Origin of the sequence: Psychromarinibacter sp. S121, assembly GCF_049801035.1 — a bacterium.
In the GTDB taxonomy this organism is placed as follows: Bacteria; Pseudomonadota; Alphaproteobacteria; order Rhodobacterales; family Rhodobacteraceae; genus Psychromarinibacter.
Map to the genome: position 1 here is coordinate 982404 of NZ_JBNAGE010000002.1, position 23776 is coordinate 1006179.

26 protein-coding genes and 1 other RNA gene are annotated in these 23776 nt (G+C 66.1%); 18 read left to right on the forward strand and 9 right to left on the reverse strand.

Annotated elements, in window-relative coordinates; all coding sequences use genetic code 11:
• Nucleotides 1-54: 54 nt before the first annotated feature.
• Both pyk and ACP156_RS13240 read left to right on the forward strand, forming a co-directional pair.
• Nucleotides 55-1500, forward strand: coding sequence for a pyruvate kinase (gene pyk, locus ACP156_RS13235; RefSeq protein WP_425051803.1), 1446 nt, complete (start codon nucleotides 55-57; stop codon nucleotides 1498-1500).
• Between the two features lie 18 nt (nucleotides 1501-1518).
• Complete coding sequence (locus tag ACP156_RS13240) at nucleotides 1519-1740, forward strand: hypothetical protein (protein ID WP_425051804.1); 222 nt, start codon at nucleotides 1519-1521, stop codon at nucleotides 1738-1740.
• 11 nt (nucleotides 1741-1751) lie between these two features.
• On the opposite strand, the gene ACP156_RS13245 is transcribed toward ACP156_RS13240, so the two are convergent.
• A complete protein-coding gene (locus tag ACP156_RS13245) occupies nucleotides 1752-2387 on the reverse strand; it encodes a lytic transglycosylase (protein WP_425051805.1) in 636 nt (211 codons plus the stop codon).
• A gap of 223 nt (nucleotides 2388-2610) precedes the next feature.
• Between ACP156_RS13245 and rpmI the strand changes: the two genes are divergently transcribed.
• Together rpmI and rplT are read left to right on the forward strand one after the other, a co-directional pair.
• On the forward strand, nucleotides 2611-2811 hold the full coding sequence (gene rpmI, locus ACP156_RS13250; protein ID WP_425051806.1) for a 50S ribosomal protein L35: 201 nt from the start codon (nucleotides 2611-2613) through the stop codon (nucleotides 2809-2811).
• A 15-nt stretch (nucleotides 2812-2826) separates the two neighbouring features.
• Entirely contained in the window at nucleotides 2827-3192 is a 366-nt protein-coding gene (gene rplT, locus ACP156_RS13255; protein ID WP_425051807.1) for a 50S ribosomal protein L20, read from the forward strand.
• A gap of 76 nt (nucleotides 3193-3268) precedes the next feature.
• Here rplT and ACP156_RS13260 read toward each other — a convergent pair whose 3' ends face one another.
• From ACP156_RS13260 to ACP156_RS13270, 3 genes are all read right to left on the reverse strand, one after another.
• On the reverse strand, nucleotides 3269-4315 hold the full coding sequence (locus ACP156_RS13260; RefSeq protein ID WP_425051808.1) for a hypothetical protein: 1047 nt from the start codon (nucleotides 4313-4315) through the stop codon (nucleotides 3269-3271).
• A gap of 66 nt (nucleotides 4316-4381) precedes the next feature.
• Entirely contained in the window at nucleotides 4382-4798 is a 417-nt protein-coding gene (locus ACP156_RS13265) for a hypothetical protein (protein ID WP_425051809.1), read from the reverse strand.
• Nucleotides 4798-6213: a GMC oxidoreductase gene (locus ACP156_RS13270; protein WP_425051810.1), complete on the reverse strand. Its 1416-nt coding sequence runs from the start codon at nucleotides 6211-6213 to the stop codon at nucleotides 4798-4800. Before ACP156_RS13270 ends, ACP156_RS13265 begins: the two co-directional genes overlap by 1 nt.
• A gap of 150 nt (nucleotides 6214-6363) precedes the next feature.
• Here ACP156_RS13270 and pheS point away from each other — a divergent pair, with 150 nt between their 5' ends.
• The 10 genes from pheS (at nucleotide 6364) to rplQ (ending at nucleotide 14681) form a co-directional block, all read left to right on the forward strand.
• Complete coding sequence (gene pheS, locus ACP156_RS13275) at nucleotides 6364-7437, forward strand: phenylalanine--tRNA ligase subunit alpha (protein WP_425051811.1); 1074 nt, start codon at nucleotides 6364-6366, stop codon at nucleotides 7435-7437.
• Between the two features lie 155 nt (nucleotides 7438-7592).
• Nucleotides 7593-7805, forward strand: coding sequence for a hypothetical protein (locus ACP156_RS13280; RefSeq protein WP_425051812.1), 213 nt, complete (start codon nucleotides 7593-7595; stop codon nucleotides 7803-7805).
• Nucleotides 7806-7865: 60 nt separating this feature from the next.
• A complete protein-coding gene (locus ACP156_RS13285) occupies nucleotides 7866-8147 on the forward strand; it encodes a YrhK family protein (protein ID WP_425051813.1) in 282 nt (93 codons plus the stop codon).
• A gap of 235 nt (nucleotides 8148-8382) precedes the next feature.
• Nucleotides 8383-10785: a phenylalanine--tRNA ligase subunit beta gene (gene pheT / locus ACP156_RS13290; protein WP_425051814.1), complete on the forward strand. Its 2403-nt coding sequence runs from the start codon at nucleotides 8383-8385 to the stop codon at nucleotides 10783-10785.
• A gap of 214 nt (nucleotides 10786-10999) precedes the next feature.
• On the forward strand, nucleotides 11000-11452 hold the full coding sequence (locus tag ACP156_RS13295) for a YtoQ family protein (RefSeq protein ID WP_425051815.1): 453 nt from the start codon (nucleotides 11000-11002) through the stop codon (nucleotides 11450-11452).
• A gap of 128 nt (nucleotides 11453-11580) precedes the next feature.
• On the forward strand, nucleotides 11581-11880 hold the full coding sequence (locus ACP156_RS13300) for a hypothetical protein (protein ID WP_425051816.1): 300 nt from the start codon (nucleotides 11581-11583) through the stop codon (nucleotides 11878-11880).
• 297 nt (nucleotides 11881-12177) lie between these two features.
• Nucleotides 12178-12546 (forward strand): 30S ribosomal protein S13, encoded by a 369-nt coding sequence (rpsM, locus tag ACP156_RS13305; RefSeq protein ID WP_425051817.1) that lies wholly within the window; start codon nucleotides 12178-12180, stop codon nucleotides 12544-12546.
• Nucleotides 12547-12561: 15 nt separating this feature from the next.
• Nucleotides 12562-12951 carry a 30S ribosomal protein S11 gene (gene rpsK / locus ACP156_RS13310; RefSeq protein ID WP_275568785.1) on the forward strand — a complete coding sequence of 130 codons (390 nt, stop codon included), beginning with the start codon at nucleotides 12562-12564 and terminating at the stop codon, nucleotides 12949-12951.
• Between the two features lie 121 nt (nucleotides 12952-13072).
• Nucleotides 13073-14089, forward strand: coding sequence for a DNA-directed RNA polymerase subunit alpha (locus tag ACP156_RS13315; RefSeq protein ID WP_425051818.1), 1017 nt, complete (start codon nucleotides 13073-13075; stop codon nucleotides 14087-14089).
• Between the two features lie 175 nt (nucleotides 14090-14264).
• The gene (gene rplQ / locus ACP156_RS13320) at nucleotides 14265-14681 is read left to right on the forward strand and encodes a 50S ribosomal protein L17 (RefSeq protein ID WP_425051819.1); all 417 of its coding nucleotides are present in this window, start codon (nucleotides 14265-14267) and stop codon (nucleotides 14679-14681) included.
• 98 nt (nucleotides 14682-14779) lie between these two features.
• Here rplQ and ACP156_RS13325 read toward each other — a convergent pair whose 3' ends face one another.
• Nucleotides 14780-15688 (reverse strand): Hint domain-containing protein, encoded by a 909-nt coding sequence (locus tag ACP156_RS13325; RefSeq protein WP_425051820.1) that lies wholly within the window; start codon nucleotides 15686-15688, stop codon nucleotides 14780-14782.
• Nucleotides 15689-15880: 192 nt separating this feature from the next.
• On the opposite strand from ACP156_RS13325, the gene ACP156_RS13330 reads away from it, so the two are divergent.
• Complete coding sequence (locus ACP156_RS13330) at nucleotides 15881-17191, forward strand: replication-associated recombination protein A (protein WP_425051821.1); 1311 nt, start codon at nucleotides 15881-15883, stop codon at nucleotides 17189-17191.
• A gap of 4 nt (nucleotides 17192-17195) precedes the next feature.
• On the opposite strand, the gene recR is transcribed toward ACP156_RS13330, so the two are convergent.
• A complete protein-coding gene (recR, locus tag ACP156_RS13335; protein WP_425051822.1) occupies nucleotides 17196-17792 on the reverse strand; it encodes a recombination mediator RecR in 597 nt (198 codons plus the stop codon).
• A gap of 48 nt (nucleotides 17793-17840) precedes the next feature.
• On the opposite strand from recR, the gene ACP156_RS13340 reads away from it, so the two are divergent.
• Nucleotides 17841-19247, forward strand: a complete 1407-nt coding sequence (locus ACP156_RS13340) for an NAD(P)/FAD-dependent oxidoreductase (protein WP_425051823.1) — start codon at nucleotides 17841-17843, stop codon at nucleotides 19245-19247.
• 22 nt (nucleotides 19248-19269) lie between these two features.
• On the opposite strand, the gene ACP156_RS13345 is transcribed toward ACP156_RS13340, so the two are convergent.
• Nucleotides 19270-19614 carry a YbaB/EbfC family nucleoid-associated protein gene (locus tag ACP156_RS13345; RefSeq protein ID WP_425051824.1) on the reverse strand — a complete coding sequence of 115 codons (345 nt, stop codon included), beginning with the start codon at nucleotides 19612-19614 and terminating at the stop codon, nucleotides 19270-19272.
• Between the two features lie 77 nt (nucleotides 19615-19691).
• Nucleotides 19692-21461: a DNA polymerase III subunit gamma/tau gene (locus tag ACP156_RS13350; protein ID WP_425051825.1), complete on the reverse strand. Its 1770-nt coding sequence runs from the start codon at nucleotides 21459-21461 to the stop codon at nucleotides 19692-19694.
• Between the two features lie 234 nt (nucleotides 21462-21695).
• Between ACP156_RS13350 and ACP156_RS13355 the strand changes: the two genes are divergently transcribed.
• Nucleotides 21696-23237 carry an ankyrin repeat domain-containing protein gene (locus ACP156_RS13355; protein ID WP_425051826.1) on the forward strand — a complete coding sequence of 514 codons (1542 nt, stop codon included), beginning with the start codon at nucleotides 21696-21698 and terminating at the stop codon, nucleotides 23235-23237.
• Nucleotides 23238-23271: 34 nt separating this feature from the next.
• Entirely contained in the window at nucleotides 23272-23592 is a 321-nt protein-coding gene (locus ACP156_RS13360) for a hypothetical protein (RefSeq protein WP_425051827.1), read from the forward strand.
• Nucleotides 23593-23651: 59 nt separating this feature from the next.
• On the opposite strand, the gene ffs is transcribed toward ACP156_RS13360, so the two are convergent.
• Nucleotides 23652-23749: signal recognition particle sRNA small type (gene ffs / locus ACP156_RS13365), an RNA gene on the reverse strand.
• Between the last annotated feature and the right edge of the window lie 27 nt (nucleotides 23750-23776).

Below are 23776 nucleotides of genomic sequence, written 5' to 3' on the forward strand. Positions count from 1 at the left end.
CATAGGTGGGCCAAACGTCGCCGAGAACGCTAACAATTTCAACAGGACGGGTCGATGAGACGTCTTCGCAATATCAAGATCGTGGCCACCCTCGGCCCGTCGAGCACGGGTTACGACATGATCCGGGCTCTGTTTCGCAACGGGGCCGACGTGTTCCGGCTCAACATGAGCCACGGCACGCACGAGGAAATCGCGACCCGCCACGCCAACATCCGCAAGGTCGAGGAAGACACCGGCCGCCCGATCGCCATCCTCGCCGACCTTCAGGGCCCGAAGCTGCGTGTGGGCGTTTTCAAGAACGGGTCCGAGGACCTGTCCGACGGGCAGATGTTCCGGCTGGACCTCGACAAGGCCGAAGGCGACAAGACCCGTGTCTGCCTGCCGCACAAGGAAATTTTCGAGGCGCTCGAGCCCGGCACCACCGTTCTTGTGAACGACGGCAAGATCCGCCTGCGGGTCACCGAATGCGGCAGCGACTTTGCCGATTGCGAAGTGATCGCCGGCGGCGAGATCTCGAACCGCAAGGGCGTGAACGTGCCGGACGTGGTGCTGCCGCTGGCCGCGCTGTCCGAGAAGGACAAGAAGGACCTCGAGTTCGTGGCCGAGCTGGGCGTGGACTGGATCGCGCTGAGCTTCGTGCAGCGCAAAGAGGACATGCTTGAGGCGCGCGAACTGGTAAAGGGCCGCGCCGCGGTTCTGGCCAAGATCGAAAAGCCCGCCGCCGTGAAAAGCTTCGAAGAAATCCTCGAAGTGTCCGACGGCATCATGGTCGCTCGCGGCGACCTTGGCGTGGAGCTTCCGGTGCAGAACGTGCCGCCGATCCAGAAGCGCCTGATCCGCAAATGCCGCGCCGTCGCCAAGCCGGTGATCGTCGCGACCCAGATGCTGGAATCGATGATCGACAGCCCGATGCCCACCCGGGCCGAGGTGTCGGACGTTGCGAACGCGATCTACGAGGGCGCCGACGCAGTCATGCTGTCCGCCGAGTCCGCTGCGGGCCGCTTCCCGATCGAGGCGGTGCAGACCATGCACAACGTCGCCATCGAGGTCGAAAGTGACCCGACCTATCGCGCCGTCATCGGAGCCTCGCGCGGGGCCGAGAAGATGACCGTCGCCGACGGCATCGTGTCCGCCGCACGAGAGATCGCGGAAACGGCGGACATCAAGGCCATCGCCTGTTTCAGCCAGTCCGGCACCACCGTTGGGCTTGTGGCCCGTGAACGTCCCTCGGTGCCGATCATCGCGATGGCGGCGACGATCCATACCGCGCGTCGTCTGTGCCTGACGTGGGGCGCGCATTGCGTGAAGACCGACGAGATGGGCCGCTTCAAAGAGGCCGTCGTTCGCGCTGTCCGTGCCGCGACACAGGAGGGATTCGCCACCAAGGAGGACGACATCGTCGTTACCGCGGGCGTGCCCTTCAACGTGCCGGGGACCACGAACATCCTGCGTGTCGCGCCCTGCGACGAGCGCAAGATCTACTCTGCGGAACCGGAATAGGGCCGCGTCCGCGTGCCGATGTCCTCTGCCGATCTGTACCTCGTTCTGGGGCTGATTCTCGCGACCTTTTCAGTGCCGTCCCTTCTTGGGGCCTTCGCCGACCGGCGGCGGCCCTGGGTGGCCGCGCTGGTCTTCGCGATCGGTGCGGGTCTGGTCGGGGTGGCGCTGTCGCGGCAGTCCTACACGTTGCACGGCGTGCCGGAAGCCTTCGTGCGCGTGGTGGCGTATTTCGTCCGCTAGGGCGGCGGAACCTAGAGACCGCAGAACAGCAGGTGCTCGAAATACCGGTCGGCGCGGCTTGCCACGCCGTCCGATACGCGCAGAAGCCACGTCTTCTTGAGATGGTTGCCGCGTTGGAAACCGGCCCGGCCCTCGTGATAGGCGAGGTAAGAGTTCTTGGCGTCGCTCAGCGAGATCCCCAGCGCGCGGTTCGACTCGCTGATGTACCAGCCCATGAAATCCGTCGCGTCGTAGATGTTGTTGCGCTGGGCGCCGTTGCGGGCCGGGCCTTTCAGGTAGTCGCCCCAGGTCCCGTCCAGCACCTGCGCATAGCCGTAAGCCGACGAGACCCGGTCGCGCGAGCCTTTCTTGCGCGGGGGGCGTGCGTCCGAGCGGAAGGTCGATTCCTGAAACAGGATCGCCATCTGTACATGCACCGGCACGCCCCATTTCCGTTCCGACGCCCGAAGCGCTTCGTAATACTGCGGACGCTCGGTGATGACCGCGCAGGCGTCTTCCGGGTTGCGGGGCGGTTCACCCATGCTGTCCCCGCCGCCGCAGCCGGCCAGCGCCAGCACAGGCAGAAGCGCCGCCAGCGGAAGGACGCGACGGATCAGGGGCGCACGGGTCGAACCGGCGCATCCTGCGCCGGAAGCGGTCGTGATCATGGGAACTGCTCGTTGGTCTTGTCTTGTTTTGTGGATAACCTAGCGCATCCCGCGGAAATTCTCAAACCCGCGAATTCCGGATCGTGTCGCCGTGGCAACCCTGTGCCGCTTGGGAAATCGGGGCTTGCCAGCCGCGTCCGGCCCCCTTATACGGCGCCTCTCGAATAACTGCGTGGCCGGCTTATGGCATGCCGAGTCGCGCTTTTACCGCAAGGAGACGGAAATGCCGAAGATGAAGACCAAGTCGAGCGCGAAAAAGCGCTTCAAGGTGACGGCGACCGGAAAGGTCATTTCCGGCCAGGCCGGCAAGCGTCACGGGATGATCAAACGTCACAAGAAGTTCATCCGCGACGCACGTGGCACCACCACCCTGTCCGCCCCTGACGCCAAGATCGTCAAGGGCTACATGCCCTACGACCGCTGATAGGAGTGATCTGATATGTCCCGCGTTAAAGGTGGAACCGTAACCCACGCCCGTCACAAGAAGGTTCTGAAGGCTGCGAAAGGCTACTACGCCGCGCGCTCCACGAACTTCAAGACCGCCAAGCAGGCCGTCGACAAAGCCAACCAGTACGCGACCCGCGACCGCCGTGCGCGCAAGCGGAACTTCCGCGCTCTGTGGATCCAGCGGATCAACGCTGCCGTCCGCGCCCACGACGAATCGCTGACGTACTCGCGTTTCATCAACGGTCTGTCGCTGGCTGGCATCGAAGTCGACCGCAAGGTTCTGGCCGACCTGGCCGTGAACGAGCCGACCGCGTTCAACTCGATCGTGGACCAGGCCAAGGCCGCTCTGGCCGCCTGATCCGGCGAACATCGACATTTACGAAGGGCCGTGCCGAAAGGTGCGGCCCTTTCGCGTTTCCGAAGCTTGGTCGAGGCTATCGCGACGGATTGGTGAACTCGGTGCCGGTCCAGACCCAGTCTACAGGGCCGATCCGGCTGGAACTGGTGCGGATAGATACGGTTTCGCCCGGAAAGAAGCTGATACCCGCGTGCAGGATCGAGATCGTGGGCCGGTCAGGCGGTAACGCGGGCCAGACATAGACATCGGCCGAGCACATCGCGGCGCCGCAATAACCCGCACCGCGCGTGACCGCGGGCCCGACGCCATGGCATGTCACCCGCCCCCAGTTCAGGACGTGGTCGGGCTGGCCGTCGCCCGTCAGATCGCCCCGATACAGGGCGCCGTCCTTCACCTCGGCGGTTCCCGGTGCGCAGGAGTCGCGGATCGTGGCGGACAGGATGTCGGGCATTGCATCGGCGGGTGGGGCAGGCTTCGCGGTGATCAGCGGGATCGGCACCGGCTTGTCCGGGGTCTCGGCGGGCTTCGGCACGATCAGCGGGATCGCCCCGGTGGCGGCTGGCGCCTCTGGCATGGGGATCAGGGGGATGCCGCCGCTTGGGGCGGGCGGCGGCGGCGCGGTCTCTGGCTTCGGTGGTGGGAAGACCCCGGCGCCCAGCCGGCCCGGACCACATTCCGCCAGAACCCGCGAGATACCGTCGCGCGAACCGTTCAGACCCAGCGAGAAGCGTCCCGTGGGTGTGACGAAGGTTGCCCGGTTGCCGCTCATCAGGGCTTCGGCGACCTGTGGCGTCAGCGGTGCGGACCAGCCCGGCTCTGCGACGTAAGGATCGGTGAAAGCAGGAAGCGGAAAGCTCTGACCGTCGACGACAACCGTCACCGACCCGGTCGCGTAGTCGGTCGGCGACGAGAATGTCGTCAGGTCCAGCGTCGCGCCGTAGGGTGCGCAGTCGACTGTCGCCGTCCAGACCCAGCCCCGCTCATCCCGGCCAAGCGCCCAGGTGGCGCGGTCGCGAAACTCGGTATCGGCGAACCACCAAATGCCCGTCCGGATCGTCTGGGCGGCGGCGGACCCCGCGCCGAGGCATAGGGCGAGCAGACCCGCCAGACGAATAAGACGCATTAATTTACCCCCGGCCAATATCGCGAAGCGTCACTTGCCGCCTTGCGTGATGTCAAGCGCCAGAGGTCAAAGCCACATCGCGCTCAGAGGATTGGCGCAGGGGTTCGCGTAGGGGTCGGGCATGCCAAGGTAGACCAGCGGCTCGCCTGCCTCGTGGGCGCGGATGGCGTTGGTGGAATGCATGAAGGTCTGCGTCACGACCTCGGTCAGGTTCTCACGCTCGGCGCGCGGGCCGACCAGCAAAGGAGACAGCATCCATGTCGTTGGTTTCGTAACGCGCTGCGCGGGCGGCGTGATGTCGTCCCAGATCGCGGCGACATCGGTGATGAACAGGCTGGCTTCCGGATCGTCGGCAATGGTGTCGCCGAAGCTGGCGCGCAGGATGTGCCGCAGTTCGTCGTCGATCCGGCGGGTCAGCAGAGGCGCGGCAATCGCAGCCACCAATACGCCGACGCCCCCGGCCAGAAGCGTGCGACGGCGCATCAGACCGACCTCCCTGCGCGCAGCGACAGGGCCGATAGCGTCAGCGTCGGGTTCGCCGCCGACGAGGTTGGAAATGACCCGGCCCCCAGCGCGAACAGCCCCTCGACCTCGTGACATCGCAGGAACCCGTCGGTGACCGAGGTTTCAGGATCCAGGCCCATGCGGTGCGTACCCTGAATATGCGCCTCGGTCGGCGAGAAATGTTTCGACACGATGCCCTCGACCGGAAAGGGAAACACATCCGCCAGCCCCGCCTCGGCCCGCGCGATCCCGGCATAGGCATAGTCCGTGTGGCCGATCCACGTCACATCGGGCTCGCCGTCGTCGCCCAGCGTCACGCGATTGGCGGCCTGCGGAATGTCCTCGGCGATCAGTTTCAGTTTCAGCCGTTCGGTCCAGCGACCGGGCTCGGTCCGCAGCTCGTTCGGCGCGTTGTAGTTCTCCATCAGCACGGCGCCGGCGGTGGCGCGATGGGGGCCGTCGTAGAAGCCATAACAATGGCCGGTGATCGACGTGCCGCCGAAGTAGTTCGGCGCGCCCACGTCCACGATCAACTCTTGGCTCACCTGCTCGTGCAGATAGCGTCCCAGCACCGACGACGTCAGCCCGCTGCGCAACAGGATCGCGGCGTTCCCGATCGCGTTCGCCGCCACGCCGACCAGCCCGGCCCGGACCCGCCGCTCGTTCCCGTCCGCATCGCGCAGGACGACGCCTGTGGCGGTGCCGCCTTCGATCTCGACCGAGCGGACTTCGGCCCCCGGCACCAGCCGCGCCGTATCGCGGACGAAAGCGTCGATGCCGTTCAGGATCGAGAACTTCGCATCCACCGGGCACAGGTCACAGACGCCGTTCGTGCAGCAGCCGGCCCGTCCGCCGCCGTTGGCGCGCGCGCAGGCAACCGGCAGCCAGATATCCGGCCGCGCCGCGATGCAGGCCGCGTCGCTGCGGGAGATGGCATGCGGGGGAAAGGGGAAGGGGCCAGAGCGGGGATGAACCGGGTCGTCGTCGGGGCCCGCGATCTCCATCACCGCCTCGACCTCGGCATAAAAGGGCTCGAGGTCGTCGTACCGGATCGGCCAGCGCGCCCCGACGCCATGATCTTCGAACAAGGTGAAGTCAGACGGGTGAAAGCGCGGAACCTGTCCCCACCAGCAGTTCGAGTTGCCCCCGAACATGCTATGCGCGACCCAGTACTTCGGAAGTTCCGAGCGGTTGTCCAGGCGGTAGTCGGCGCGCGGCAGGTCCAGCGTTTCGATCTGGTCGGCGTGGGGCATCACCGGCCCGCGCTCGACCACCAGCACCCGCGCGTCGGCGGGCAAACCGGCAAGGAAGAACATCGCCGCGAAACTGCTGCCCGCGATCAGGACATCCCAGCGTTCTGCCGCGGCCTGCTCCGCGGTGATGGTCTTGAACATCGACGCCGGTCCCTGCCTAACCCTACGTCATCACCGTCACTATACGAGAGGTCGTTTCAAAGGCAAGCAACGCCCCCGGCACGGCGTGGCCTTGCATTCGGAGGCGGTGCTGGGTAGCAGATGCCGCGACCCATCCAGACGAGGCCCAAGATGGACGATCTCAGAACCAAATACCTTGAGGCGATCGCCGGCGCCGGCGACGAGTCCGCGCTTGAGGACCTGCGCCTGCAGGCCGTGGGCAAGAAGGGCGAGGTCAGCCTGAAGATGCGCGAACTGGGCAAGATGACCCCGGAAGAGCGTCAGGTGATGGGTCCGAAGCTGAACGCGCTGAAGGACGAGATCAACTCGGCCCTGTCCGCCAAGAAATCCGCGCTGGCCGACGCCGCGCTGGACGAGCGCCTGCGGACCGAGTGGCTGGATGTGACGCTGCCGTCGCGCCCGCGCCGCCAGGGCACGATCCATCCCGTCAGCCAGGTGACCGAAGAGGTCACGACCATCTTCGCCGACATGGGCTTTGCCGTGGCCGAGGGCCCGCAGGTCGAGGACGACTGGTACAACTTCGACGCGCTGAACATCCCGGCCGAGCACCCGACCCGGACCGAGATGGACACGTTCTACATGCACAAGGCCGAGGGCGACGACCGCCCGCCGCACGTGCTGCGTACCCATACCTCGCCGGTGCAGATCCGCGCCATGCAGGAACAGGGCGCCCCGATCCGCGTTATCGCGCCGGGCCGCGTGTACCGTGCCGACTACGACCAGACGCACACCCCGATGTTCCACCAGATCGAGGGTCTGGCGATCGACCGCGACATCTCGATGGCGAACCTGAAATGGTGCCTTGAGGAATTCTGCCGGGCCTTCTTCGAGGTCGACAAGGTCGAGCTGCGCTTCCGCGCCTCGCACTTCCCCTTCACCGAGCCGTCGGCCGAGGTCGATCTGCGCTGCTCGTGGGAAGGCGGCACGCTGAAGGTGGGCGAGGGCGACGACTGGATGGAAATCCTCGGCTCGGGCATGGTGCATCCGCACGTGCTGCGTTCCGGTGGGATCGACCCCGACCAGTGGCAGGGCTTCGCCTTCGGCATCGGGATCGACCGTCTGGCGATGCTGAAATACGGCATCCCCGACCTGCGCGCCTTCTTCGACAGCGACCTGCGCTGGCTGCGCCATTATGGCTTTGCCTCGCTGGACGTTCCCTCGCTTGCGGGCGGCCTGAGCCGCTGAGCCCTTTTGGTCTTCTGACCCTCCGGCTGGCCGTACAGACACGGCTGGCCGCCGAGGATCTGGGCCGATCCACGACCGATGACAGCCTGAAGGCCGAGATCGCCCGGCACGCCGAGACCGCGCGTCTGGCCGAGTCGGCCCTGCGCGAGCGCCGCTTGACCGCGCGCGAGGGTCGCGCGCTGTCCGACGCCAACGACCGCCTGCGCGCGATATTCGACAACGCGCTTGGCGGCTCGGTCCGAATGGCGCGGCAGGTGGCCCGAGACTTCCACGCCGACGGCGGCGACACGCGCGGCTTCGGCGCCCGCTATCGGCCCGCCGGAGGATGGCTGCGGTTCTTCCGCCGCGAGATGCGCCGCGCCCGCTGACTGGCGCGGTCGCGGATCGCGCCTAGGTTTCGTCGTCATGACCGCCATAGGAGAGACGACATGCGCCTGTTCCGCCACGAAAACCGTGAACGAAACCACGACACGCGGCGCGTCTATGCGCTGTTCGAGCTGGTCTACACCTTCGTCGACTTCGCGGCGGCGGTCTGTTTCACCATCGGCTCGGTGCTGTTCTTCTGGGGAAGCACGCAGCGCCCGGCGACGTGGCTGTTCCTTGTGGGCTCGATCCTGTTCGCGGCGAAGCCGACCTTGCGCCTGATGCGCGAGCTCAAGCTGGCGCGGATGGGCAAGCTGAAGACGCTGGCGGAACGCGCAGAGGGCTGACCCGGGGCGAACCGTCCATGGAAGGGCGGCGTGTCACGTGGTGGGGCGATTGGCCGGACGTGGGTGAACGCCGGTTCGCGCCAGAACGCACCGCCCCCCGGGCTCCGCCCGTTCGCCCCTTGAAAGGTCCCCCGGACCTTTCACCACCTTCGGTGGACCGGGGCGAACCCCTTCCGGTTCCCGTTCGATTTCGCTAAGGACACCGCGACCGCATGACGAGGCAAGAGGCACGCCCATGAAATTCACGATGTCCTGGCTCCGGGACCATCTCGACACCACCGCGTCGGTGGACGAGATCGCCGAGACGCTGACCGACCTCGGGCTGGAAGTCGAAGAGGTGATCAACCCTCTCGACACGCTGAAGGGCTTTACCGTCGGCTTCGTGAAAGGGGCCGAGAAGCATCCCGATGCCGACCGTCTCCGCGTCTGCAAGGTCGAGACCGACGCCGGCCTTCAGCAGATCATCTGCGGCGCACCGAACGCGCGCGCGGGCATCCGCGTCGTCGTGGCCAAACCGGGCATGTATGTGCCCGGTATCGACACCACGATCCAGGTCGGCAAGATCCGCGGGATCGAGAGCCACGGCATGATGTGCTCCGAGCGCGAGATGGAACTGTCCGACGAACACGACGGCATCATCGAACTGCCGGGCGAGCCTGCCATCGGCACCGAGTTCGCTGACTGGCTGGCCGAGCATCAGCCCGAGAAGGTCGACCCGGTGATCGAGATCGCGATCACGCCGAACCGGCAGGACGCGCTGGGCATTCGCGGCATCGCCCGCGATCTCGCTGCGCGGGGTCTCGGCACGCTCAAGCCCTACGCGGTAGAGCCGGTGGCGGGCAGCTTCGAAAGCCCGATCAAGGTGACCATCGCCGACGATCTGAAGGACAAGGACTGCCCGCATTTCACCGGCCGCGTGATCCGCGGCGTGAAGAACGGCCCCAGCCCGGCATGGCTTCAGGCGCGGCTGAAGGCCATCGGCCTGCGTCCGATCTCGGCGCTGGTGGACATCACCAACTTCTTCACCTTCGATCAGAACCGCCCGTTGCACGTCTTCGACGCCGACATCGTCAAGGGCGACCTGAACGTGCGCTGGGTTGACGCGCCAACCGAATACGAGGGGCTGGACGACAAGACCTACACCGTCGAACCCGGCATGATGGGGATCTACGACGACGCGGGTCTCGAAAGCATCGGCGGCTGCCTTGGCGGCGCTCACACCGGTTGCACCGAAGATACCGTCAACGTGTTCCTCGAAAGCGCCTATTGGGACCCGGTGACCATCGCCGCCACCGGCCGCCGGCTGAAGCTGAACTCGGACGCCAAGTACCGGTTCGAGCGCGGCGTCGATCCCGAGTTCACCCTGCCGGGGCTGGAAGCCGCGACGAAGATGATCCTTGAGATCTGCGGTGGCGAGGCGTCCGAGGTCGTGCAGGACGGGGCGCCGGTCGCCTACGACCGCGCGTACAAGCTTGACACCGACCGGGTGGCGAGCCTCGTGGGCATGGACATCCCCGCCGAGACCCAGCGCAAGACGCTGGAGGATCTGGGCTTCACCCTGAAGGGCGACATGGCGCACCCGCCGTCCTGGCGTTCCGACGTGAAGGGCGAGGCCGATCTGGTGGAAGAAGTCGCGCGGATCGCGTCGCTGACCAAGCTTGAAGGCCGCCCCATGCCGCGCCCGCAGGCCGGTGTGCCGAAACCGGTGCTTACCGTCACGCAACAGCGCGAACAGGCCGCCCGCCGCACCGCCGCGGCGCTGGGCTATAACGAGTGCGTCACCTATTCGTTCATCGACGAGGCCAGCGCCAGGCTGTTCGGCGGCGGCGAGGACGCGACGCGGCTCGAGAACCCGATCAGTTCGGAAATGAGCCATATGCGCCCGGCGCTGCTGCCGGGTCTGCTGCAGGCCGCCGCCCGCAACCAGGCGCGCGGTTTCGCCGACATGGCCCTGTTCGAGATCGGCACCGCCTTCCACGGCGGCGAGCCGGGCGAGCAGCACTTGCTGCTGTCGGGGCTGCTGGTCGGCCACACCGGCCCCCGCGACGTGCACGGCGCGCGCCGTCCCGTCGACGTGTTCGACGTGAAGGCCGACGCAGAGGCGGTGCTGGCCGCCATCGGCGCGCCGGCCAAGGTGCAGATCCTGCGCGGTGCGCAGGGCTGGTGGCATCCGGGTCGCCACGGCAAGATCTGCCTCGGACCCAAGAAGGTGCTGGGCGTCTTCGGCGAACTGCACCCGAAGGTGCTGCAGGAGATGGACGTGAAAGGGCCGGCGATGGCCTTCACGATCTGGCCCGCCGAGGTTCCGGTGAAGCGGTCCACCGGCGCGACCCGCGCCGCGCTTCAGATCAGCGACCTGCAGGCGGTCGAACGTGACTTCGCCTTCGTGGTGGACGCCGACGTCGAAGCGCTGACGCTGGTGAACGCCGCCGCCGGTGCCGACAAGGCGCTGATCGAAGACGTGCGCGTGTTCGACGAGTTCATCGGCGGCGCGCTGGGCGCGGGCAAGAAATCCCTCGCGATCACCGTGCGGTTGCAGCCCACCGACCAGACGCTGACCGAGAAGGACATCGAGGCGATCGGCGCCAAGATCGTCGAAAAGGTCACCAAGGCCACCGGCGGCACGCTGCGCAGCTGACGCCCGGACAGAACCCAAGCCTCAGGGCCGCCGGGCGCTTCCCGGCGGCCTTTGCATGTCCGGCTCCGGGCTTCTTCTCTTTCAAAATACCTCGGGGGAGCCGCGCGGCACGCGCGGCGGGGGCAGAGCCCCGCCCGCTTTCGGTCGCACGCCCGGCTTTGACATTCGCGCCACCGACAGCTAGCCCGGCCTCCGAACCGCAATGGAGGACGCAATGACGCTGAAGGTCTATCTCTCGGGCGAGATCCACACCGACTGGCGCGAGCAGATCGTCGAGGGCGCGCAGGGGCTGGACGTGAGCTTTGACAGCCCGGTCACCGATCACGCGGCCTCGGACGATTGCGGGGTCACGATCCTCGGCGCAGAGCCGGACAAGTTCTGGCACGACCACAAGGGCGCGCAGATGAACGCGATCCGGACCCGCAAGGGCATCGCCGATGCCGATGTCGTCGTGGTGCGGTTCGGGGACAAGTACAAGCAGTGGAATGCGGCCTTTGACGCGGGCTATGCCGCCGCGCTGGGCAAGTCGCTGATCGTGCTGCACGGCCCCGACCACCAGCACGCGCTGAAAGAGGTCGACGCCGCGGCGCTGGCGGTGGCCGAAGAGCCGCGGCAGGTTGTCGACATCCTGCGCTACGTCCTGACCGGCAAGCTGCCGGGCGCATAGGGTCCGACCGCGGCGTCCTGTTGACAGGGCGGTTGACCCAAGGGCATTCTTGATCCGCACCAAATGCATTTTGACGGAGTCGCGGGGCGATCCGCCGCCGCTTCCGGGTATTGGTTGGGAGGGGCCGAATGCCTCGTATTTTCCTGATTGCTGCGCTGATCCTGCCGCTGGCCGGCTGTGCGCAGTTCGTTTCCCGCAATTCAGAACCGGACCTGCGGTTCGGCATGGGCTATCGCGGCACCGACGATCCGTGCCGCCGCGTCGGGGCGACGCGTTACACCGCACCCTACATCAGCCGGGACGAGGACCTTGTCGGCTGCCCGGTGGACTTCGAAGGTCGCCCCGAATTCCAGACCCGGCTTGGCGGTCGCGAGGTTACGCGCACCGACGAATGGGTGATCTACCGGGTGCCGCTGACCGGAGAGTGATCGCGCGTTAACCGGCCGGATTGAAAAAGGGCTTCCGCATCGCTGATGCGCCGGGGTATGGTAGTTCCGTCAGATGACCCGTGCCTCTCAGCGCCTTGCGCGCCGGCAGGGTATTGACCTTTTCCGGCCAGCCCCTTATTCCGCAGCGTCTCGACAGAGAATCGGCCGCAAGCCGGGGTCGCGCCCCGCTTACAGTCAACTTCGTATGGCAAAGACCCGCAGACCCCTGTGTCCGCGGGTTCGCGTTGTGAAAAAAGGTTCTGGTATTACGGAACCGCAACTGAAAAGGACATATACGTGGCACGTATCGCCGGCGTTAACATCCCCACATCGAAGCGCGTTCCGATCGCGCTGACCTATATCCACGGCATCGGCCCCGCAGTCGCGAAAAGCATCTGTGAAGCCGTTGGCATCGAATCCACTCGCCGCGTCAACGAACTGTCCGACGCCGAAGTGCTGCAGATCCGCGAGCACATCGACGCGAACGTGACGGTCGAAGGCGACCTGCGCCGTGAAGTTCAGATGAACATCAAGCGCCTGATGGACCTTGGCTGCTACCGTGGTCTGCGCCATCGCCGCAACCTGCCCGTGCGCGGTCAGCGCACCCATACCAACGCCCGCACCCGCAAGGGCCCGGCGAAGCCGATTGCCGGCAAGAAGAAGTAAGGGAGAGCAGGAACAATGGCACGCGATCGTCGCGCTCCGAAGCGCAAGGTTTCCAAGAACATCGCCGCTGGTGTCGCTCATGTGAACTCCAGCTTCAACAACACCAAGATCCTGATCTCCGACGTGCAGGGCAACGCGATCTCCTGGTCGTCCGCCGGTACCATGGGCTTCAAGGGGTCGCGCAAGTCGACTCCCTATGCCGCCCAGATGGCCGCCGAGGACGCGGGCCGCAAAGCCCAGGAGCACGGCGTCAAGACGCTGGAAGTCGAAGTGCAGGGCCCCGGTTCAGGCCGTGAAAGCGCGCTGCGCGCGCTGGCTGCCGTCGGCTTCAACATCACGTCGATCCGCGACGTGACGCCGATTGCGCACAACGGCTGCCGGCCGCCCAAGCGCCGCCGCGTCTGACCGGGGATCGTCAACTATCACGGGCTGCGCAGACCCCCGCGCGGCCCGTTCAGCCGTTTTTACCTCGGGAGTCGTCCGCCACGGGTCATAGGGCGGAGGGCAGGAATGGAGGCCGCACAGCATGATCCATAAGAACTGGCAGGAACTGATCAAACCGACGCAGCTTGACGTCAAGCCGGGCAACGACCCTGCACGTCAGGCCACCGTCATCGCCGAACCGCTGGAACGCGGCTTCGGTCTGACGCTGGGCAACGCGCTGCGCCGCGTTCTGCTTTCGTCGCTTCAGGGCGCCGCGATCACCAGCGTCCAGATCGACAACGTCCTGCACGAATTCTCGTCCATCGCCGGCGTCCGTGAGGATGTGACCGACGTGGTCCTGAACCTCAAAGGTGTTGCGATCCGCATGGATGTCGAGGGGCCGAAGCGCCTTTCGATCTCCGCCAAGGGTCCGATGGTCGTCGCCGCCGGTGACATCTCGGAATCCGCGGGCATCGAGATCCTGAACAAGGATCACGTGATCTGCCACCTCGACGATGGCGCCAACCTGTTCATGGAACTCACCGTGAACACCGGCAAAGGCTACGTCTCGGCCGACAAGAACCGCCCGGAAGACGCGCCCATCGGCCTGATGCCGATCGACGCGATCTATTCGCCGGTCAAGCGCGTGTCCTACGACGTGCAGCCGACCCGTGAGGGTCAGGTGCTGGACTACGACAAGCTGACCCTGAAGATCGAGACCGACGGTTCGATCTCGCCGGACGACGCGGTGGCCTTCGCCGCCCGCATCCTGCAGGACCAGCTGTCGATCTTCGTGAACTTCGAAGAGCCCGAGGCCGCCGGCCGTGCCGACGAGGACGAGGGTCTGGAGTTCAACCCGCTTCTGCTGAAGAAGGTCGACGAGCTCGAGCTGTCGGTGCGTTCGGCTAACTGTCTGAAAAACGACAATATTGTCTACATCGGTGATCTGATCCAGAAAACCGAGGCAGAGATGCTGCGCACGCCGAACTTCGGCCGCAAGTCGCTGAACGAGATCAAGGAAGTGCTGTCCGGCATGGGTCTGCACCTTGGCATGGATGTCGAGGAATGGCCGCCGGAGAACATCGAAGATCTCGCGAAGAAATTCGAAGACCAGTTTTAAGGTCTCGGACAGGGTGCGCATGAATGCGCACCCTACGGCACCGTACGGTGCGCATTCATGCGCACCTTCATGGGCCAAACCCGGGCGGCAACGCCCCAAGGAGAACCGGGAGACACGCATCCCCGGTCGGACAAAGCAAAACCGCCCGTAGAGGGCACGAAATGGAGAAAGACCAATGCGTCACGCACGTGGCTACCGCCGCCTGAACCGCACCCACGAACACCGCAAGGCGCTGTTCGCCAACATGGCCGGCTCGCTGATCGAGCACGAGCAGATCAAGACGACCCTGCCGAAAGCCAAAGAACTGAAGCGCATCGCCGACAAGCTGATCACGCTTGCCAAGCGCGGTGACCTGCACGCCCGCCGTCAGGCCGCATCGCAGCTGAAGCAGGACGCCTACGTGGCGAAGCTGTTCGAAATCCTCGGCCCGCGCTATGCCGAGCGTAACGGCGGCTATACCCGCGTTCTGAAAGCCGGCTTCCGCTATGGCGACATGGCGCCGATGGCGATCATCGAATTCGTCGACCGCGACGTCGACGCGAAGGGCGCCGCCGACAAGGCGCGCGTTGCTGCCGAGGACGACGCCGAGTAATCGGTATTCCCGGACGCCGCGGACCTGTCAGACAGTCCCGGACAATAAAAAGGCCGCCCCGTGGGGCGGCCTTCGTCGTTTCGGCGTCCTGTATCGGTTCAGGCGCTCAGAACCTCGTCCTGCTCCGCGATCCCAAGCCGCTCGCGCATAGCCTGCGGCAGCATGCGTGCTGAGGCAACTCGCGGGGCCGGGCATTCGGGTATGATCCGGTCGGGCCCGACCAAGGTCGCGTATTCTGCGTAGTTGTCGAAGGCATGGCGCCCCGCGGCGTCGATGAAGGTCTCGCAGGGCGTGTCCTCGGCCAGGATCACCACGTGGCCCGGCGTCTCGACATGGTACACGGTCAGCGTCTGCGGCAGGTCCCGACGCGGCACCGCGACGATGCTGTCACCGTTCACAAGAACCCCGGCCTGCACCAGAAGCCCGTCGATCAGCAGTGCGTGATCCGACGTCACCATCAGGTCGCGCGCAGGCAGCCCATCGCCAAGCGCGCCCTTGCGAAGCCGCACCAGCCCGACGTCGAAAAACCGGGGGCGCTGGGTCTGCCGGCCGATCCAGAGCACGGGAACCTCCTGCCCCTCGGCCGTAAGCACCCGGTCGCCGGGCTTCAGCGTCTCGACCGCCGCCGGACCGTCCGGGGTCGCGATCCCGGTTCCGGGCCCGAAGCAATAGGTGTAAGGCGTCGTGACATCCGAGGTCAGCGTCTCGCCGCCCGTGTACAGAACATCGGAATAAATATACATGGCGCCGGTTCCGGCACCGGCCTGAACGATGACGCCGCCGTCGCTGGTAAGACCGCGCAAGACGTAATCGTTCTCTGGGCCGCCCGGCCAGCGGGTCAAAGTGACATGGTCGTCAATGTTGGTCTGATCGTCACCGTCGTCACTGTCCAGAGTGTCTGTCAGTATGAATGGATTAGGCGCACCAACCTGCGTGTCGATCGTGATTGTGCCTCCGGGTGTACCGGTAAAAGTATATCCGTACAGGAAGCTCTGAGATGCGGGCATGCTCCATCCTCTTTATTTTATATCGTTAATAACGATGATATCGAGGGAGACTTTTATTTCAATTATGACTTGGCGTCACCGCAAGTGCGTATCATCTATTCTTTCGATTGGGCTGTTTGGGTTTGAGCTAAAACGCCGCAGTCCTTAACGATACTTATTGGTGTTCGCCTGCCGAGCGGTTAGATACAGGGCATGGCTGACCTCTTCGACTCTGCATCCGAAACCCCGGCAACCGGGGGGCACCGCCCGCTGGCGGACCGACTACGACCGCGCACCTTGTCCGAGGTGATCGGCCAGCAGCAGGTGCTTGGCCCCGAAGCTCCGCTGGGCGTGATGCTGGAGGCTGGCGCCCTGTCCTCGCTTGTGTTCTGGGGGCCGCCGGGTGTCGGCAAGACCACCATCGCGCGGTTGCTGGCGAACGAGACCGATCTGCATTTCGTCCAGATCAGCGCGATCTTCTCGGGCGTGGCCGACCTTAAGAAGGTGTTCGAAGAAGCGAAGCTTCGCCGCCGCACGGGGCGTGGCACGCTGCTGTTCGTTGACGAGATTCACCGGTTCAACAAGTCGCAGCAGGACAGTTTCCTGCCGCACATGGAGGACGGGACGATCCTGCTGGTGGGCGCCACCACCGAGAACCCTTCGTTCGAACTGAACGCCGCGCTTCTGTCCCGCAGCCAGGTCCTTGTGTTGGAACGGCTGTCGCTGGCGGATCTGGAACGGCTGGTGCAGCGGGCCGAGAAGGAACTGGACCGCGCATTGCCGCTGACCGGCGAGGCGCGCGAGCAGCTTTTGGAGATGGCAGACGGTGACGGGCGCGCGCTGTTGAACCTTGTCGAGCAGGTGATGGCGTGGCGGACCGAACGGCCACTGGACCCGGCGGCGCTGACCTCGCGCCTGCAAAAGCGGGCGGCGCAATACGACAAGTCGGGCGATGCGCACTACAACCTGATCTCGGCGCTGCACAAGTCGGTGCGGGGGTCTGACCCCGATGCGGCGATGTACTGGTACACACGGATGCTGGCCGGGGGCGAGGACCCTCGCTATCTCGCACGGCGGTTCACCCGCATGGCGGTCGAGGACATCGGGCTGGCCGACCCGCAGGCGCAACGCGTCTGTCTCGATGCGTGGGAGACCTATGAACGACTCGGCTCGCCCGAGGGCGAGCTGGCGCTGGCGCAGGCGGTGATCTACCTCGCCCTCGCGCCCAAGTCGAACGCCGGTTACGCCGCCTACAAGGCTGCTGTCATCGCGGCGAAAAAGACCGGGTCCGAACCGCCGCCCAAGCACATCCTGAACGCGCCGACGAAACTGATGAAGGAACAGGGCTACGGCGACGGCTATGCCTATGACCACGATCAGGAAGACGCGTTCTCGGGTCAGAACTATTTCCCCGACGGGATGAAACGCGGTGTCTACTATCTGCCGGTCGAGCGCGGGTTCGAGCGTGAACTGAAGAAACGAGTCGACTATTTCGCCAGCCTGCGGGCCAAGCGGAACAGCTAAACCGTCAAAGGCTTTTCCGCGCCCTCAGCGCCGCCGTGATCGTGCCGTCGTCGAGGTAGTCCAGCTCGCCCCCGATCGGCACACCCTGCGCCAGCGAGGTGACGTTCACCCGCCCGTCCAGCTGGTCGGCGATGTAATGCGCGGTGGTCTGGCCGTCGATGGTCGCGTTCAGCGCCAGGATGACCTCGGTGATCCCTTCAGAGGTCACCCGGTCGATAAGCTTCGGGATGCGCAACTCGTCCGGCCCAACGGCGTCCAACGCCGACAAAGTGCCGCCCAGCACGTGATACCGGCCCTTGAACACGTTCGAGCGCTCCATCGCCCACAGGTCCGCCACGTCCTCGACCACGCACAGTTCGCCGTTGGCGCGCTTTTCGGCGGTGCAGATCGGGCAGATATCCCCGGTAGAGATGTTGCCGCAGTTCAGGCACTCGCGAGCGGTCTGCGCGACGGCCTGCATCGCCTCGGCCAGGGGTTGCATCAGAAGGCCGCGCTTCTTGATCAGGTGCAGAACGGCACGGCGCGCAGACCGGGGCCCAAGCCCCGGAAGCTTCGCCATCATCTCGATCAGGGCATCGATTTCGCGGGGTGCGTCGGACATGGCGAGAAGATAGACCGGGGTAAACCCGAGCGACAGCGGAATGTGCCGATGACCAGTTCCCAGACCACGCCCCAGACCACGCCCCGGCGTCTTGGCGACGTATCTTTCTGGTACGCCGACCTTGGCGGTCTGCCGGCCCGGCGCGCGCCGCTGGACGGAGACACGACCGCCGATGTCTGCATCATCGGCGCGGGCTACACCGGGCTTTGGTCCGCGTGGTACCTGAAGCAGGCCGATCCCTCGCTGGACGTTCTGGTGGTCGAGAAGGACTTCGCCGGTTTCGGCGCGTCGGGCCGCAACGGGGGCTGGCTGACCGGCGGGTTCGCGTGGAGCCACGACAAGTACGTGGCGGCCAGCGGCCCAGCAGGCGTGCGCGCGATGGTCGCGGCGATGAACGGCACCGTGGACGAGGTGATCCGCGTGGCCGAAAGCCAGGACATCGACGCTGACATCCTGCGCACCGACGAATTGGTGTTTGCGGTAAACGACGGCCAGATGGCCCGCCTTGCCGCCGAGGCCGAAGACCGCAAGCACTGGGGCGAAGCGGACCGGATCGACGTGATCGGGGCCGAGGCCGCGCGGGCGCGGGTGAACCTGCCGAACACCAAGGGCGCGATGGTGGTCAAGAACGTCGCCCGCATCCAGCCCGCCAAGCTGGTGCGCGGGCTGGCGGCGGCGGTAGAGCGGGCAGGCGTACGGCTTGCCGAGGGGACCACGGTTCAGACGATCGAGCCGGGCCGCGTCGTGACCGACCGGGGCGCCGTAACCGCGCGCCATATCCTGCGCGCGACCGAGGGCTTCACCGCGACGCTGCCGGGGTCCAAACGCGAGTGGCTGCCGCTGAACTCTGCCCAGATCGTGACCGAACCGCTGCCGCAGGACGTCTGGGAAAAGATCGGCTGGAAGGGGCACGAGATCGTCGGCGATTTCGCCAACGCCTACTGCTACTGCCAGCGCACCCGCGAGGGCCGCATCGCGGTCGGCGGGCGCGGGGTGCCGTACCGTTTCGGCTCGGCCATCGACCGGTCCGGCACGCCGGACGACGGCACCGTATCGCGGCTGATGGCGATCCTGCGGCGCCATTTCCCGGCGGCAGCGGACGCGCGGATCGACCACGCCTGGTGCGGGGTGCTGGGCGTGCCGCGCGACTGGTGCGCGACCGTTGGCTACGACGACACTACGGGGATCGGCTGGGCAGGGGGCTACGTCGGCGTTGGCGTTTCGACCTCGAACCTTGCCGGGCGCACGTTGGCGGACCTCGTCGCCGGGCGCGACAGCGACCTGACGCGGCTGCCGTGGGTAAACCGCCGGGTCCGGCGATGGGAACCCGAGCCGCTGCGCTGGCTGGGCGTACAAGGGATGTACAAGCTTCTGGAGGCTGCCGACCGGCAGGAGGCCAAGGGCGGAGGCGAGTCGAAGCTCGCAGCGCTTGGCTACAGGCTGACCGGGCGCTAAGGCGCCCGGCTGCCGGAAACGTTCAGAACGGAAGTTTGAAATCCGCCGGAAGACCGAGGCCTTCGGTAATTTTCGCCATTTCCTGCTGGCTGCGTTCGGATGCCTTGATCTGGGCGTCCTTGATCGCGGCGAGGATCAGGTCCTCGACCACTTCCTTCTCGTTCGGGTCGAAGATCGACGGGTCGATATCCAGCCCGGTCAGCTCGCCCTTGGCGGTGGAGGTGGCCTTCACAAGACCCGCGCCGGACTCGCCGGTCACGGTGATGGTGTCGAGAGCGTTCTGCATCTCGGCCATCTTCTCCTGCATTTCCTTGGCCTTCTTCATCATCCCGGCCATGTCGCCGAGCTGGCCCAATCCCTTGAACATTGCGTCGCTCCTTTGTCCGGGGTGTCAGTGGGGTAGATACGGACCGGGGTCCGGGGAAACAAGGGCAGTCGGCCTGCTCAGTCGTCCTCGAACGGATCCCATTCGTCTTCGACTTCAGGCAGCGCCTCTGCCTCCGCTTCTGCCGCGATTTCCTCGGGCGAGCGGATGTCGGTGATCCTGGCGTCCGGGAAGGCGTCGAACACGGCCTGCACCAGTGGGTGCTTCTTCGCTTCGGCTTCCAGCGCCATGCGGTCGGCGTCGCGGTCCTCGGCGATGGTGGTGCCGCCGCCCTCGTTCACGACGGTGACGGCCCAGCGGACGCCGGTCCACGTCTGCAAACGCGCGCCAAGGCGGGCGGCAAGGTCAGCGGGGGCGTCGTTCGTCGGCACGAACTCGATCCGGCCGGGTTGATAGCGGGCAAGGCGCAGCGTGGTCTCGACCTCGACAAGCAGCTTCACGTCGCGGTTCGAGCGGATCAGTTCGACCACGTGGTCGAAGCGTGCGAACCGGGCCAGCGCCTGCGCCGGGTCGTTCGCCAGCGCGGTGGCCGCGCCACCCGCTCCGCCACCGGACCGCATCCGCGCGGCGTGGGTCGCGACGGCGGTCGCACCGGACGAGCCGCCGCCGTCACCGCCGCCGGACCCGCCGTATCCACCGCCCGGAGGAGCGGCGGGCGGAGGCGTGTCCTGCAGCTTGCGAAGCAGGTCCTCGGGCGGCGGCAAGTCGGCCACGTGGGTCAGGCGGATCACCGCCATCTCGGCGGCCATCATGCCATTCGGGGCCTGCGCGACCTCGTCCAGCGCCTTCAGCAGCATTTGCCACATCCGGGTCAGCACCCGCATCGGCAGGCGCTGCGCCATGTCCAGCCCGCGCGCGCGTTCGTCGGGACCGATGGTCGGGTCCTCGGCGGCGTCGGGGGTGATCTTGATCACGCTGATCCAGTGAGTGATCTCGGCCAGGTCACGCAGCACCGCCAGCGGGTCCGCGCCATCGGCATATTGCGCCGCCAGTTCCGACAACGCGCCCGCCGCGTCGCCAGCCATGATCATGTCGAACAGGTCCAGCACCCGGCCCCGGTCGGCCAGACCCAGCATCGCCCGCACTTGGTCGGCGGTTGTCTCGCCCGCACCGTGGCTTAGCGCCTGATCCAGCAGCGAAGTCGCGTCCCGCGCCGACCCTTCCGCCGCGCGGGTGATCAGCGCCAGCGCCTCGTCCGAGATCTCGCCGCTTTCGGACCCGGCAATCTTGCGCAGCAGGTCCATCATCACTTCCGGCTCGATCCGGCGCAGGTCGAACCGCTGGCAGCGTGACAGCACCGTCACCGGCACCTTGCGGATCTCGGTGGTGGCGAAGATGAACTTCACGTGGGCGGGGGGTTCCTCCAGCGTCTTCAGCAGCGCGTTGAACGCACTGGTCGACAGCATGTGAACCTCGTCGATGATGTAGATCTTGTAGCGCGCGCTGGCCGCCCGGTAATGCACGCTGTCAATGATCTCGCGGATGTCGTTGACGCTGGTGTTGGACGCGGCGTCCATCTCCATCACGTCGACGTGGCGGCCTTCCATGATCGCCTTGCAATGCTCGCACACGCCGCAGGGGTCGGTGGTCGGGCCGCCGTTCCCGTCTGGGCCGATGCAGTTCATCCCCTTGGCGATGATCCGCGCCGTGGTCGTTTTCCCGGTGCCGCGGATGCCGGTCATGATGAAGGCCTGCGCGATGCGGTCGGCCTTGAAGGCGTTGCGCAGGGTGCGGACCATCGCGTCCTGCCCCACGAGATCGGCGAAGGTCTCGGGCCGGTACTTGCGGGCAAGGACCTGATAGGCGGCGGGGGCGGTGTCTTCGGGCATCTGGGTTCCGGCTGAATCGGGCACGGGACGAGCCTAAAGGAAGCGGCGGGCGGCCCCAAGCCCGGATAGCGGGTGCTTGCCGGAACGGCAGGCGGCGGTTAGGATCGGCGGGCCGCTCAGGGGCGGCATCCGGGTCCGCGGAAAGCTGTGACAGCACCCCCGAGACGAAACCGACCCACATTCGGTTGAACTCATGCCCGGTTGGCGGACCGGCGGGCGGATAGAGGGATACCGATGACACTTCATCCAGACAAGCTGAGACGCGTGGCCAAGGGGCTGCGCAAGGCGTTCGCGGCGGGCGAGCCTGCGGCGATGGCGCGGGTGCATGCCGTTCTGCCGGACGCACGCCAGTTGCGGCACACGGATGCGCTGCACGTGATCGCACGCGAAGAGGGTTTTGCCAGCTGGCCGCGCCTGAAATTCGCGGCAGAGGCGCTGAACATGGATCGCGCGCAGAAGGCGGTGCGTCTGGATACGGCGCTGCACTTCGGCCAGCACTGGGTGGTCGAGGCGCTGCTGGCGGAACTGCCCGATCTGGGGCGTGACGACCTTGGGCTGGCAGCCGCGTTGTACGACATCGACCACGTGCGCGCCGTTCTGGCGCGCGATCCGGGGGCGGCGCTGCGAGAGATCCGTGGGCGGCGTCCGATCCTGCACCTTTCCTTCTCGCAGCATGTTCACGGCGGCGGCGACGCGACCGACATGCTTGCGGTGGCAGAGGCGTTGTTGGCCGCCGGGGCGGACGTGAACGACAGCTATGCCCATCAGGGCGATCCGACCGCGCCGCTTTCGGCGCTTTATGGAGCTTTGGGGCATGCAAACAACATGGCGCTGGCCGGGTGGCTGTTGTCCAACGGCGCCGATCCGAACGATGGCGAGTCGCTGTATCACTCCACCGAGCTTGGACACCGCGACGGGTTGCGGTTGCTGTTGGATCACGGTGCGCGGCCCGAGGGCACAAACGCGCTGCCCCGCGCGCTGGACTTCAACGATCACGAGGCCGTCCGGATGCTTCTTGCCGCCGGCGCTGATCCGAACGAGGGGATCACGCAGCACCCCTCGGGCGAGCCGCCGTTCGTCATCCCGGCGCTGCATCAGGCCGCGCGGCGTATGTGCGACGGCGAGATGGCCGGGATCTTGCTAGGGGCCGGGGCCGACCCGTCGCGGCGCTACAAAGGCGTGACGCCCTACGCGATGGCCCGCGTGTTCGGAAACGATGCGGTGGCAAAACGAATCGAGCAGGCCGGGGGCGACACCGATCTCGCCCCGGAAGAGACCATTCTGGCCGCTGCGGCGGACGATACGTTACCCCGTGGCGCAACTTTGGCGGTCAATGGCTTGCCGGAGGTCTACCGGGTCTTGCCGCGAGAAATGATGCATCTCCGAGGCAAATTTTCTCACATCCAGAGACTGATAGAGCTTGGCCTTGATCCCGACGCGACCGACGGGATGGGGCTTCCGCCGGTGCAGATCGCGGGCTGGGAAGGGCTTCCCGATGCGCTGAAGTTTTTTCTCTCGCTTAATCCAAATCTTAAGCATATCAATGGGTACGGGGGTGATCTGCTGTCCACGATCATCCATGGGTCCGAGAACTGCCCGGCCCGGAATGAGCCATCCGAAAACAGGGATCATGTCGCCTGCGCGCGCCTTGCCCTCGAAGCGGGTGTCCCGCTTCCAAGACGTGCGATCGCCTTCGCGGGCGACGAGGCAATGGCGGCCTTTCTGGCCGACTGGGCCGAAGCGCATCCCGGGCAAGTGACGGAACCGTCGCCCTAGCGGGGTGCCACCATCCCTTGGGAGGTCGGCCAAGATGACTGTCGAAACGACACGCGAATCCTGGCTTTGGGTGAAGGTCCTGCTTGCCGCCTGGCTGGTGGCCTGGCTTGGGTCCTTCGCCGCCTTCTGGATGGCGCCGAACGACGATCTGGGACTGACCCGCAGTTGGAACAAGCTTCGCGTTCTGATGCTGTGGCAGGGTGTGGCGACGCTGTTCGCCATGCTCTGCGCGGTTCAGGCGCCGATGCTGCCACGGGGCTCGCGCCGGCGGCGGGCGGCCTATCTGCCGCTGGGTGTGCTGGTGGCCACGGTGGCCGGCGCCAGCATGATGGCCCTGTGGGCGGGAATGGCCTGAGGGGACTGCCTGAGATGACAGCCTGAAACGCGAACGGCGCCCCGTGGGGCGCCGTCGTAGGGTGAGAGGCTGATCACGACCCAAGCGGGTCTCGTTACGGCTGCTTCCTTCCGGACCTGACCGGGTTGGCGAGGCGCCTGCCCGCGCCAACCTCTCAAGGCGTCATTTAGGCGATCCGGCGAAG